Source organism: Caballeronia sordidicola (genome assembly GCF_002220365.1).
GTDB lineage: Bacteria > Pseudomonadota > Gammaproteobacteria > Burkholderiales > Burkholderiaceae > Caballeronia > Caballeronia sordidicola_C.
The window spans coordinates 72554-85269 of sequence record NZ_MTHB01000229.1 but is presented as its reverse complement, the minus strand read 5'-3'; the positions used below and the strand labels follow the sequence as shown (position 1 = coordinate 85269).

The 12716-nt window shown below is 56.2% G+C and carries 16 protein-coding genes; 2 read left to right on the top strand and 14 right to left on the bottom strand.

Translation table 11 applies throughout. The annotated features are described in order from the left end of the window. The 5 genes from BSU04_RS31830 to BSU04_RS31810 form a co-directional block, all read right to left on the bottom strand. Window positions 1-281, bottom strand: a 281-nt coding sequence (locus BSU04_RS31830) for an FAD-dependent oxidoreductase (protein WP_144021421.1), incomplete at its 3' end; no start/stop codon positions are given. Between the two features lie 78 nt (window positions 282-359). Beyond that, on the bottom strand, window positions 360-857 hold the full coding sequence (locus BSU04_RS48975) for a DUF3429 domain-containing protein (protein ID WP_089164252.1): 498 nt from the start codon (window positions 855-857) through the stop codon (window positions 360-362). Next, on the bottom strand, window positions 788-1537 hold the full coding sequence (locus BSU04_RS31820) for an SDR family NAD(P)-dependent oxidoreductase (RefSeq protein ID WP_089164251.1): 750 nt from the start codon (window positions 1535-1537) through the stop codon (window positions 788-790). Before BSU04_RS31820 ends, BSU04_RS48975 begins: the two co-directional genes overlap by 70 nt. 48 nt (window positions 1538-1585) lie before the next feature. Then, a complete protein-coding gene (folE, locus tag BSU04_RS31815; protein WP_089164250.1) occupies window positions 1586-2344 on the bottom strand; it encodes a GTP cyclohydrolase I in 759 nt (252 codons plus the stop codon). A 10-nt stretch (window positions 2345-2354) separates the two neighbouring features. Next, window positions 2355-3323, bottom strand: coding sequence for a MerR family transcriptional regulator (locus tag BSU04_RS31810; protein ID WP_089164249.1), 969 nt, complete (start codon window positions 3321-3323; stop codon window positions 2355-2357). Between the two features lie 422 nt (window positions 3324-3745). Between BSU04_RS31810 and BSU04_RS31805 the strand changes: the two genes are divergently transcribed. Both BSU04_RS31805 and BSU04_RS31800 read left to right on the top strand, forming a co-directional pair. Further along, complete coding sequence (locus BSU04_RS31805) at window positions 3746-4372, top strand: pyridoxamine 5'-phosphate oxidase family protein (RefSeq protein WP_089164248.1); 627 nt, start codon at window positions 3746-3748, stop codon at window positions 4370-4372. Between the two features lie 256 nt (window positions 4373-4628). Next, window positions 4629-5030 carry an ATP-binding protein gene (locus tag BSU04_RS31800; protein WP_144021420.1) on the top strand — a complete coding sequence of 134 codons (402 nt, stop codon included), beginning with the start codon at window positions 4629-4631 and terminating at the stop codon, window positions 5028-5030. Between the two features lie 133 nt (window positions 5031-5163). On the opposite strand, the gene BSU04_RS31795 is transcribed toward BSU04_RS31800, so the two are convergent. The 9 genes from BSU04_RS31795 to BSU04_RS31755 form a co-directional block, all read right to left on the bottom strand. Next, window positions 5164-6291, bottom strand: a complete 1128-nt coding sequence (locus tag BSU04_RS31795; RefSeq protein WP_089164246.1) for a VIT1/CCC1 transporter family protein — start codon at window positions 6289-6291, stop codon at window positions 5164-5166. Window positions 6292-6526: 235 nt separating this feature from the next. Further along, complete coding sequence (locus tag BSU04_RS31790; RefSeq protein ID WP_144021419.1) at window positions 6527-7024, bottom strand: hypothetical protein; 498 nt, start codon at window positions 7022-7024, stop codon at window positions 6527-6529. 267 nt (window positions 7025-7291) lie between these two features. Next, on the bottom strand, window positions 7292-7534 hold the full coding sequence (locus tag BSU04_RS31785; RefSeq protein WP_144021418.1) for a DUF4118 domain-containing protein: 243 nt from the start codon (window positions 7532-7534) through the stop codon (window positions 7292-7294). Between the two features lie 1261 nt (window positions 7535-8795). Beyond that, complete coding sequence (locus BSU04_RS31775; protein WP_144021417.1) at window positions 8796-9317, bottom strand: transposase; 522 nt, start codon at window positions 9315-9317, stop codon at window positions 8796-8798. Window positions 9318-9442: 125 nt separating this feature from the next. Next, the gene (locus BSU04_RS48970; protein WP_089164241.1) at window positions 9443-9814 is read right to left on the bottom strand and encodes an ATP-binding protein; all 372 of its coding nucleotides are present in this window, start codon (window positions 9812-9814) and stop codon (window positions 9443-9445) included. Then, window positions 9744-10058, bottom strand: coding sequence for a hypothetical protein (locus BSU04_RS45870; protein ID WP_144021416.1), 315 nt, complete (start codon window positions 10056-10058; stop codon window positions 9744-9746). Before BSU04_RS45870 ends, BSU04_RS48970 begins: the two co-directional genes overlap by 71 nt. 8 nt (window positions 10059-10066) lie before the next feature. Next, a complete protein-coding gene (locus BSU04_RS31765) occupies window positions 10067-10741 on the bottom strand; it encodes a response regulator (RefSeq protein WP_089164240.1) in 675 nt (224 codons plus the stop codon). A gap of 876 nt (window positions 10742-11617) precedes the next feature. Further along, complete coding sequence (locus tag BSU04_RS31760; RefSeq protein ID WP_089164239.1) at window positions 11618-12289, bottom strand: DUF1028 domain-containing protein; 672 nt, start codon at window positions 12287-12289, stop codon at window positions 11618-11620. 13 nt (window positions 12290-12302) lie between these two features. Continuing rightward, complete coding sequence (locus BSU04_RS31755; RefSeq protein WP_089164238.1) at window positions 12303-12716, bottom strand: RidA family protein; 414 nt, start codon at window positions 12714-12716, stop codon at window positions 12303-12305.

The following is a 12716-nucleotide window of genomic DNA, read 5'->3' as shown; positions in this document are numbered from 1 at the left end:
CACATGAATTCGATCGCATCCTGGTCGCCGAGCCAGTCGGAGCCCTTGATGGTGTCGTAGAAGTGATAATGCCAGTTGTCTTCGCTCATGTTGCCGAGCGACGCACCAATACCGCCTTGGGCCGCGACGGTATGCGAACGCGTCGGGAACACCTTCGAGAGCACTGCGACCGACAGACCCGCACGGGCGAGTTGCAGCGACGCGCGCATGCCCGAACCACCTGCACCCACGATAACTACGTCGAAACGGCGACGCGGCAGGGACGTTTTAATTGCAGCCATTCTTTACACTCTCCAGAGAATCTGTGCCGCGTAGCCGATACAACCGACCAGCGAGCAACCTCACTATCCAAGTCCGCCTCATAACATTCCGGCGATTAAGGAGAGTGCACCGATTGTGGTGAGTGCGATGCGCATTCGAAAATACCAACGTGGTAGCTCGCCCGCCTTGTAAAACTTCAAGTCTGCCGCGAGACACCCAACGAGTATGGCTGCCATCGCGACAAGCGATCCCGATTTGTCGATGCTCAGTGCGACCCACGCTGCTATCGAAGGCACAACGCTCCATCCAAGGCCAAGGTGGCTCTTGTTTAACGTCGAAATCCCGATTCCCCAGTGCACAGCGCCAACAAAAGAAACAATGCACGCCCCGTAGGCTAGTAATGCGTGCCTGAGAAAATCCTGATGTGAACCAGACGTATGCAGGAGCAGCGCCAAGCCAACGAACGGAATGAGCCCGGCATAGCCCAGTGATCTTGGGAGTGTGGTAGGGGCGGTCGGTAAAGGGGTCACGCTTTCACCGTATGTTGAAGCGCTCCGTGTCCACCGTCGACACCAATCTGTTGACCAGTGATCCATCCCGCGTCTTTACTGAGCAGGAATTCTATAAGCGCCGCCGTGTCGTCACCGGTGCCCAGGCGTCCCATCGGATTCAGCTTTGCCATGCGCTCAGCCGCCTCCGTCGACCGCGTGAATTTCGCCGACATGGCAGACGCGGTGAGACTAGGGTGCACGCAATTAATGCGGATGTTTCGTTCGGCATACGTCGCTGCTGCGGTTGCCGCGAGCGCCGCAACTGCTGCTTTTGCGCCTGCAATAGCCTCGTGATTGGCAAATCCGGATCTCGTCGCCACCGTACCAACAAGGACTGCACTCGCGTGTTCGCGATGTTTCAATTGTGCGATGACGAACGCGCGTAGCACATGCCACGCGCTCAAATAGTTCTGGGTCGTTGTAGTGTCGAGCTCTTCAGCAGTGGTGAGATGAAGCGGCTTGATCAGGATCGAACCCACGCAGTGCGCGAGCCCTGTTACGGGTCCAAAACGTTCTTCTGCGATCTTGAGAACGTTCGGGGATGAAGAGGCATCGGTCGCATCTGCGACTACGCTGAGTGCCCCGGGGCTAAGTTCAGCGGCAAGCGCTTCGAGCTTGCCTGAATCGCGTGCGCTCAGCACCACGTTGATGCCCCGCGCATCAAGACGACGCGCTAGCGCCGACCCTATTGCCCCTGTCGCGCCCGTGATCCAGACCGTTTCCATTAACTGCTCCTGGTTCCATATCGACAATCTGCACTGCGACGCCAGGGCCTAGTCGCGCTGGGGAAGCAAAGTCAGAAATTCGTTCCTTAGCGCCGGGTCTCGACGAAAGGAGCCGCGCATGATGCTATTAACCATTTTCGATTGATCATCCTTGACCCCACGCCAATGCATGCAGAAGTGGTCTGCTTCAAGAACGACCGCGAGTCCGTCCGGCTTCAGCTTTTGTTCAAGAAGGTCGGCAATTTGCGAAACGGCTTCCTCCTGGATTTGCGGTCGCTTCATCACCCAGTCGATCAACCTCGCGTACTTTGATAAGCCGATTAGATTCGAATTTTCGTTTGGCATCACACCAATCCAGATCCGGCCCATGATCGGGCAGAGATGATGGGAACACGCACTCCTCACCCGAAGCGGACCTACGATCAGCAATTCATTTAGATGTTCGACGTTGGGGAATTCCGTCAGTGGCGGCGTAGCCTCGTAACGGCCCGCGAAGACTTCTCGAATAAACATTTTTGCGACTCGCTGGGCGGTGTCACGCGAATTGTGATCTGCCTCAAGATCTATGACCAACGAGCGCAACACATCCTTCATCTTGCTCGCTACTTCTTGCTGAAGAAGGTCGAGCTCGCCCTCTCTGAGATAGGGCGCGATGTTGTCGTTTGCGTGATAACGCACGCCGGCGTCGGTCAACCGGCTCCTGATTCGCTGCGAAAGCGGTACGCCCTCATCCGGGTAGGCCGGCGCCGGGTTCTCAGGATTCTCATCGAGTAGAGTATCGGAAAGATCGTGCACGAGTTGATCCATGTTATTAATTTCAGACCTGTTTGTTTGGCTGCCTTGTTTGCGGCTCGTCGCCGATTTCGAGTCCTTCTGCGCGGGACACGCGCTCAAGCGCGGTCTCGATCATTGAACGCGCTCTATTGGCGACATCGGCAAGATGGCGGTGCAGCGCGGCATCGGCCGGTGATCTGGAGACGCACTCGTCGCTGTAGGTTTCGAAATCTGACAGTTTCATCACGAGTTCAGCGAGATGGCGCGGACATTCACAGGCTATGGTGGGCGATAAGCTGGCGATCGCGAGCAAGGAGCGATCGGAGAAACGACGCGGCGCCCTTGTCCATTGGAAATCTGCAGTGGGTAGACGCTGAAACAAGTCGTCGACTATCTGGGGAATATCCAACATTCCTAACGATTCACGATGCAGCCGGACGCCCGCAAAACGAAGTGCTTCAATCGCTATGGTCGTTCCAAATCCGTATGCAACGGTGACTGCATCAACGTTGAGTGATTTAGCAAGATGCAGGATCGCTTGTGAGGTTTCCTCCTGCAGCGATGCTATGTGCACCAGCAACGCTTCGGCTTCCAAACTGGTGCGGGATCGGGCTTCCTCCAGTGTGTCGTAAATCACGATAGATGGATTGTTCAATCCGTTTCCGTTCAAACGTCCTACGGGCACGCCGCCAATGACGATCAAGTTCCACTTCCGGAGTCCGGGAGAGCTGCGCATCTCAGCTTCAGCGTGGCCGGCGATTTCCTTGAGCTGATCGATGTGCAGCTTGGCGATGGATCCGATTGCATGACCTAAGTTGACAAGTGCCTTCAGCAACACGATGCGCTTTACATCGTCTTCAGAATAGAGTCGGTGGCCTGTATCGGTCTTAGCCGACGGCACAACTTCGTAGCGGCGTTCCCATATGCGAAGTGTTGCGACCGGCATATTCGCTCTTCTTGCCACAGCTCCACTTCGAAATCGCGGCGCTCCCGATTCGTCTGCTTGATTCATCTCTCATCTCTCCGGCAAGTGAAACGATTCTATAGCTAAATTTGATCCAGACGAATCGATATTATCGTTTCAATATCGTTTCAATCTAACAGAGGGTTGTCGGGGGCGCCGCATGCGTAGTTTTCGTGATCCCGGACGCACGGGCGTCCCTGTCGGGCTCCGGACCAATCCGGCAATATTTCGCACTGAAGCGACATCTACCGCGTCCGGCTTTACCCAAAACAATTCGGGGTGCGCTTCGCGGCGCGGCATCGCTTCACGAAGCTTTCTCCAAAATCCGACCGGCTTTTGGAGAAAGATCGAGCCATAGAACTACTGCCAGTCGCCTATGAAAAGCCTTTTTCTACATCACGACGCGAAGATCAATGGTTGTTACGCGCCTTCTGGCGCTTGATAATCGGCTTTGAAGTTTGCCCGGTCGCATGCTGATGGTGTCCAATGTGAATCTTTTGAAGAAGGAGCAGAACGTGTCGCTACTACAGCTTCAGCGGCGGGCATGGGACTATCTTCGTGCGGGGGCCAGCAACGGGAGGGCGCCATTCACGGTCATGCAGGCAGCGACGATTGGCAGGCGCGGTGCTCCGTCGGTCAGGGCCGTTGTTTTGCGCCACGTTTTCGAGGCGGAGCACCTTATTGACTTCTATACGGACGTCCGATCTGAGAAGACTGCTGAAGTGCGCGCCGACCCGCGCATAGCCCTCGTTGGATATGACCCGGAGGGTATGGTGCAGCTTCGTCTGGAAGGCGTTGCATCCTTGGTAACCCAAGGGGCGGATAAAAAGCGGGCGTGGGACGCGAGCCGTCTGCACAGTCTTGTTCTCTACCGAACCCCACTTTCTCCCGGCACGTCTATCGACTGCCCTGATGATGCGTACCCCGCGCAAGCTGATGGGCACGGTACCGACGTGGCTGGCTATCAAAATTTCTGCATTGTTCGGGTCAGCTTGAAAACACTCGAGATGTTGGACTTGTCAGTGCCCGCTGCCCACAAGCGTGCACGTTACTCTCGCACAGGGGATGAATGGACCGGGCAGTGGATAGCGCCCTGAAGCGGGATCTGCTTTTCAAGTTGGCGACTCGACACTGCGTGAGGCGCTCAAGAGTAGTTTGCGTAGCTAAATAACTGTCTTGTCTGCGCCAGTCTTAATGGCTTGTAACCAAACGGTAGGGATGAATGCGCCTATGCGATGACTTGGTTGGCAAGCTGCGCATTGGCGGGGTCGTGCCTTGTCAGAACGCCACCGGATCTTTGCGAACAGTCGCCGGCGCTATGATGCGTTGCTCGCGTGTCTAGCCGCGTCTGTCGTGGCCGACGCGGTATGCCGTGGGGGCATTCACCACACCGTATACGCGATCCCGTTCGTGTCGGTTATTGAAGACTTGTTGCCACTGGCTGAGCAAAAGGGGGTGGATCTCGGCGTAGCGGGAGATCGCGATGCCTTCGTTTCAGTCGACGAGATGGACCTGGTGACGTTGGTCAGGAATCTTGTGAATAACGCGATCCGATACACACCATCCGGCGGACAGGTAGATTTGATGGTTATAACGGATCGAGGCGCGACGGCGATTCAGGTCGAGGATACAGGGCCTGGCATACCGGAAAGCGAACGAGGGCGCGTGTTCGACCGGTTTTATCGTGTGTTGGTACCGATCAAAGCGGATCTGGCCTTGGTTTGTCAATCGTGCAATCGATCGCAACGAAAGTAGGCGCGAGAATAGCACTGGCCACCGCCGGTCAAACCGGCCTGCGTGTAACTGTGACCTTTTGAATGGTCGCGCGGCGATTGGCGTCGGATCGACGAGTGCGAGTCCGAAAATAGCTCACGGAGCCTTCGATCGTTCAGGAAAGCGACACGCCCAGAACATGACCAACACCGAATGTGAAAGCTGCGGCGACTAGTCCGATTCCGACTTGGCGTGTTGCCGAAAACATGGCGCTTCGTCCGTTGAATACCGACGTGAAAATGCCGATAGCGGCAAGCCCAATCGCGCTGGCCACTACGCACTGAACCACTCCGCTGACGCCATGCGCCCACAAGAAAGGCATCGCCGGAAAGATGGCGCCGAGCGAAAACAGGCAAAAAGACACGCCCGCCGCCGACCACGGGTTTCCGCCCAGTTCGGCCGGGTCCAGACCAAGTTCTTCACGTGTCAACGTATCAAGCGCCTTGTCCTTGTCGCGCATCATCTGCGAAGCAACTCTTTTCGCTTCGTCTGCATCAAGTCCCTTCGATCGGTATATGAGTGACAGTTCGTGCTCTTCCGATTCGGGAGAATGCTCGAGTTCGTCGGCTTCCCTGGCAATCTGGGTAGTCGCCAATTCCCTCGCATTGGTCACGGACAGCCATTCGCCAAGCGCCATCGAACAAGCTCCCGCGACCAGCCCGGCAAAGGCGGTCAAAAGAATGGCCTTGTTGCCTGTGCCAGCGCCCGCCACACCCATGATCAGACAAAAATTCGAGACCAGTCCATCATTTGCACCGAGAACCGCAGCGCGTAAGTCGTTACCAGACGAAACGCCTTTGTGCCAGGATTCGGCCTCTGCGATCTGCGCTCCCTTCGACGTTTTGGCATCGTCTCCATGGGCCATTGCCTGAACGACACTCGCGTGACGATGTTCATCGGCCGACATCTGACCGGCATCCGGTTGACCGGAATATTTGTCGCGATCCGCGTACTCTGCTGCAGCAAGAGTGGGAAGAACGAAGGACACGCCGAACAGATGAATTGCACCTCGCATGATGCGAGTTTTAATGCTCAAGCTTGCCGACGAAACGCGAGCCCCATTCGCCTTCAGCTTGGCAGCCCATATCTTGGCGTGTTCGCGTTCTGATGCAGCGAGCTCAGCAAACACTTCTTTCCTGGTGCTGTCCTTTTCAACCTTCGTTAAGGTCTCGTAGAGCGCCGCACTGTGAAGTTCGTCCGCAAGGTTTGCCCGGAAGCGCTTTAGTTCTTGATGTGACGCCATTGCATGACTCCTCTGTGCGGGCATTGATTAGTTTTCGAGATTACCGCGCACAGTCAAGAATTGGCTTAATCCCACAAAGATTAGAGTAAGCACGAATACCAACCGTTCTCACCTAGTTTTCGAAGCGTTTTACGAAGAACAAAACGAAAGAACATTAGACGCGAAGCGCACGCCTAAGGTAGAAGTGGTAATGAAATCGCGTCTCATTTGGTGTTCCTATGCATCGCCATGCGCCTTATTTTCGCTCCTGGCGCTGACACTCATTTTCAACGTAATCGACGCTATTTAGGAGATCGTGGAAGGAAGTTGAGAGCCTGTTGACAACACACGCCGATATTTCCTGAGTTTGTCGAAATTCAGAGGCCGCGACACGTAGCAGTGAGAAGAAGGCTAACACGTGACGCCGTGCTTCAACGACCGCGCAGTGTGTTCGCTTCGACGTTAAGCCTAGCTCGAACTCTTCGATATTGCGAAGCGCATGCTCGATTTTCGACCAGTTGCAAACCTGTTCAAAATAGATCTTGGGCCCTTGGATACCACAGATTGCTGCGTTTGCCTCATCGGCTAGATCGCGGCTGACATTCTCAACATCTAATATTTCGCGCAGTCGAGAAAGTGCCATCAGGTTGAAGGCGCGTCTGACTCGAACCGCCTCCAACGCCAGTATCGATAAGCCGGTTCCTACGCCGATAATTGCGCCAATCGCTCTATACAAGGAAGCGCCCATTCCCATCTACAAGCACCAGTGGTAACGAAATTGGCGAAACAGGGTTTTCGCGAAGTGCAGATGCGGGCAGCAAGCGACACGGAACGAAGCTGTGGTCGCATGAGGCGGCCTGATGCTTAGTTTCATATAGAGACCCGCATAGTCTGTCAGTTGAATGCCGCGTTGATATTTAGGATCGCTTTAGCATTGTCGAATCGAGTCTCGACGCTAAATAAAATCGCACCTTCTGCCGGACGTTTATTCTTCGCTGACATGCAGGCTAACGCGTCAAACTTACGGTGGCACAAAAAAGTAGTCCGCGACTGGCACCCCGATAGCCACCACCAGTATCGCCGGACCGATACCCATGAAAAATCCTACCAAGACGGCCGCAATTGTAAAAAAGAGCGCGGGCATGTGCGCTTCCAGGACGGGATGCATCAATTCCCGCGCGCCAAAAGCGGCGAGTGCGGCGACAAGCGCCACAGCGTAGCGCCACGGGCCGCGCGGTGCCCAACTCCTTGCGTTATTTAGCATTCGTACTCCGTTGACCCTCAATAAACATCGGTCCCGGCGAACGATGCGACCATAGACTAGACCACTAAGACTTAGGCTTCCCTTATACTCGCGATAAATCAGTTTTCATCAGGCAGCCGTTGTCGATGGCGCGACCTCGTTGCGCCGCTGAGCACAAGGTGCGATCACGCTCAAACTTCTGGGCTCCTGGCAGAGTCGCTCGCGAGACACACTACTTTTTCGAGGAGGCCGCCGACCTATATAGGGATCGGTTAAATAAGGCTCGTGTCCCAATGGTGCTAATGCAAGAGCATCAAGAAATTCCAGTGCTCCAAAAGTGGCAAAACTAGCGTCGTATGGTTCTGGCGCAGTACACGAGTTGCTATTGCTGCGCCGGTGCGCACCAGTTTCTAGCCTCGCGACGCAGCATTTGGATGCGCTACTCCTGACCGGATAGCAGCCAGCCGGACGGACATAAATCCGCAAAGTCGGGCTGGTAGACCGCACCACCCTAAGCGTCAGCTAAGAAATGGACCTTATCGTCTACTTGCTTATTGCGTGTCTGGATCCTCACGAGTTTCTGGTTCGATCACCTCACCCCTGGGCACCGCCACTAAGTCGAATTCTCGCGGAACGCTTCTCCACTGAAGAACGGGAATTGTTCGAGACAATCTTTCGTCCAAGGGTGGAGGCCCGGCAGTTTGTTACTGCAGACCGGATCGCGTATCTCACGGCTCTGAAACCGCCTTCGTAATTGCAAGTCGTTGTGTCGATAGATTTTCAACTTGTGTACGTCAGCGTTCTTATCGCACGGGATCTGACATCCCAAGCAACATATTTGGCGTTCGACGCGTTCAGGTTATGCGAAATCCTCGAAAGATGCGTCGAATCGACGATCCAGACATTGCTGGTGAAGGCACCGATATTTCCGGGCATACAATAATCGACGGAAGCATCGGGTCGCGATAAGACACTTTGCGGCTGAAGGCTGAGGGCCTGGATGTCCCAAGGAATCCGGTCATTTCCGCGTTAGTGGTTCGCAATGAGCGCACTCTTTTCTTAGCGCTACGCACCGGTGCCGGCATGAAAGAAAGAAGATTGAAGCTTTGATTTGTTCTCCATGCCGATCGTGGAGGGCCCCAATCATCCTATCTATTTATCCTGCTTGTCAGTGCGCACGCACGCACGAGCGCGCGCAAAACGTAAAGTTGTTTTCGGCTCAGCACTCGAGATACGCAAGTCTGGCTCTGTGACGAAAGAAGGTCGGCCTGTTAATTGCTATTCAGGCTCGGAGGATCGCCCACTTTCTGTCGCCGTTGGCTTTGCCGACAAGCTTGCTAGCTCGTAAGCTTCCTGCAGATTTATCTCCCGACAACACTGCACGAACCGACAAACTGTCAATGATCGCGTTTGCCGCATCAGCATTGCCACGACGCTGCAATTCATTCACGAGCACGTTTTGTAGACTTGGCCACACTCCTTGCTCCTGCCACTCGGCCAGTCGCCGGCTGCACACTTGACCAGCACCGTAGCCGAGATTCCGAGGAAGCTGGGTCCACGAGATACCCGATCGCAGCACAAATACAATGCCGGAAAATACCGCACGGTCTGGTGCTCGGGGACGCCCGGCATTGCGGCGTGCGGGCAACGATCGCGTAGGGATCAATGGTTCAATAAGCGCCCAGAAGTCGTCGTCTATCGGACCTTCAAGCATGGTTTCCCCGGAAAAAATCAAGAACTCCGTCTCTCTATGTATCGATTCTGATTTGAGCGACTCAACAGAACGCTTAGTTATCGTCGTCACCAAGGCACCGTTTTATTGGGCGACACTTGGTTGATAACCGCGACCGCCGTTCGCATACGGTGAGGCCCGCGAGAGCGGGCAGGACCTGCACGGCTTATCAATAGAACAAAAAACTTAGCGCAGACTTAGGCAGCGCCGGCCCCGGGCTCCCTTGCGCTGCCAACGGCGACATCACCCGCTAAAGCAAATGATAATAAATCGCATGAAAACCATCGCTGGCGTTCTGCAGCTCCAAGCGTCCGCCGTTGCGGCGAGATCTCGGACACGATCGAAAGACCGAGCCCGCTTCCGCTGGACACCGTCCCCGGCACGCGATAAAACCGCTCGGTCACGCGGACAAGCTGGTCATCGGGAACGCCTCGTCCCGAGTCCTTGACGCTGCAAACGAGATAGCCTTCTCGGTTCACGACAGCAACGTCAACCTGGTCAGCGCCTGCCTTCGAAATCAACGTTCTGGAACCCGTCAGCAAGGGTTTCGAGGGGCGGCAGAGGCACATTGATACCGGTTTCGGGCGCACCCGGACTCACGCGTGAAATGATCATCGACATACCGTTGCCATGCGCATCGGGCCACGTCACAGTGGGGGCCGCGAGCATCAGCTTGCCGCTTTTGATCAAAACGCCGATGTCGTGCAAGTGGCTGTCCTGCAGCCGGCTCGCCTCCCGGTAACCACCGGCGAATGACAGAGCACCGCCCATCAACGCAAACACCACGATGATGCCGATGATCGACCACGTCAATTGTCTTGTCAGCGAACGTGGCTTTCGTCCCGGTCGACCATCCATCCCACACCTCGTATGTTGCGAATCGCGCTATGCCCGATCTTCTTGCGAATTGTATGGATCAGGTATTCGACAGCGTTGCTGTCGACCTGCTCGTTCCAGCCGTAGACCCGGTTCTCGAGTTCACTCCTGGACAGAATGGTGCCGGGACGCGAGAGGAGCGCCCTCAGCACCGCGAACTCTCGACCCGACAAACGGCACTCGACATTGTTATACACCGCGACCAGCGTACGGGGATCGAGCGACAGCTTGCCGCTTGAAAGCGTGGCGTCGGGATGGTGACCGAGCTTGCGTGTTGCAGCACGCAGCCGCGCCAGCATTTCGTCCAGGTTAAATGGCTTGACCAGGTAATCGTCCGCTCCGCTATCAAGCCCTTCGATACGATCATCCACGCCGTCGCGCGCAGTCATGATGAGGACCGGTATATCCGCGTCACGCTTGCGAAGATCGCGCAGGATGCTCAAACCGTCTCCATGAGGGAGATTCAGGTCGAGCAGCACGGCGTCGTGCTCGCGCCCGAGCAACGCGCCCCTTGCCGAGGGCGCATCTACGACCCAGTCCGCGACGTAGGCCGCATCGTGCAGTGCTCGAGCAATCGCAGTACCGATCAGCTCGTCGTCCTCTACCACCAGAATGCGCATGCGAGTGTCTTCCGTCGGGCAAGATTACAAACGATTCAGGTTGCCTAACTATCGGCTAAGTATGTCGGCCTATTTTACTTCTACGGTCCCTACCATGACACTTTTTGCGTACTTGGGATCAACATTTTTCCTATCAGTCACGCTGTCGGCTTGTTCGCCAAGCGTGAGGGGTTTGTGCGCTTTTCGTCAAGAGCGCGACCCGTTAAAAATCACTAAAGGCAACCGGCTAACTTTCATTTCTATTTGAAAGACAATTGTCCCTCCCTTCGCGCAATACCGGTGCTCACCGCGCCGTGCGCGAGACATCCGCCTCTGTCCGAAATGGGCAAGCCTTTCTCTACACCGCGGTTCTGTCGGTTCCGTGCGACCGGTCCCTGCATTTACCCACATCGCGTCCTGCTGGAGTACCCATGAAAACACTGTCCCTTCAAGCACCTTCGTTCGACGGTTTTGATGGCGGAGCGGGTATGTGCCACATTGCCGTACGATGTCGCCAGGCTCGCGATCCCTCCCTCCGGTACCGCCTGACAATCCCGGAATCGGACGCCGCGCCGTGGAGAAACGAGAAAAACGTGCGCAGGTCACGCCGGGTGTCGACAACGGCATCGTCCGCATGTCGTGTCGATGAAACTGGCTCGATCTGATCGACTAGCCGAATTGCATGTTCGATCTGAGAGTAGTTGTAGGTCCGCTGGAAATAGCTGCAGTCGCAAAGCCTATTCCGTCATGCTTGGACATGAATTGGTCGCGCCTTTCAGTGCGCAGACAAGGCGCAGACAAGGCGCAGAATCAGCGCTCGCCGGTAGCGGGAGGCGATGGACGCGACCAGTGAACCCAGCAGATGCAGAGTTCTGTTAAGCGGACACGCGTCATGAGCTAGAGGTCTCCAGGCACCCCATACGACGGCGCCTGCTCGGGGCGTTTTGCACGCGTTGCATAGTCGTTCATTTGCGGTTCGTAGCGTTGCCAGAGCGCGCGCAAGTCGGCGATGGGTTCATCGGACCAGTCCACCCGCAATTCAGCAAGCGGCCAGACATCCCGCCCGTAGACGCAAAAACCCGCCGAGTGTATTGGTCCCGCCTCACCGCCGGCCGCCGCGCCTGCTTCCAGCGAGAAGATCAGGCGCTCGGCAAGCGAGCTTGCGTGAGACGCTTCGAAGGCTTCGGCCATGGCGGCCGGGATACCATCGTGCGCAAGCAGATTGCCTGCCGCGACGCAGTCGCGCCCCGCCTTCGTCGCGATGGTGCCAAGCCCCTTCGCGCCGGTCACCGCGTCCCGCGAACCGTCGGCGTCGAGTACCGCAAGCTGTCGCCACTCGGCGTAGGGCCGCGCGTCCTGCAACTGCCGCAAGGTACTCTGCGCACCGAACCCCTGCGCCAGCAAATTCAGGCCAAGCACGCCAAGACGCGGATCGGTGACGTTCTGACTCAGCACCACGCCATGCGGACTGGCCCACAAGCAACGGCTGGGGACCGCGATGCTCGAACTGCACACGATGCCGCCGATCATACCTGTACGCTCGCATCGGCCAGCCAGTGAAAAGGTCATAAGAAGACTCCGTTCAACTATTTGGAATGACGGCGATCACGTCGATCTCAACCAGCCACTCGGGCCGCGCGAGCGCTGAGATCACGAGCCCGGTGGAAACCGGATACACGCCCTTCAACCACTTGCCCACCACCGTATAGACTGCCTCGCGATAACGGACATCGACGAGATAGACCGTGATCTTGCAGATATCCTCGAGCTTGCTGCCGGCTTCGTCCAGCAGCATTGCGATGTTCGCCATGGCTTTTTCGGTCTGGGCGGCGATGTCGCCTACACCCACCGATTCGCGCGTATCCAGATCCTGGCCAATCTGGCCGCGCAAGTACACCGTGCCGTTTGCTACCACCGCCTGACAAAGGTCATTATCCAGTTTCTGCTCGGGGTAGGTCTCGCGAGTATTGAATTTGCGGATGCGGGTATGACTCAT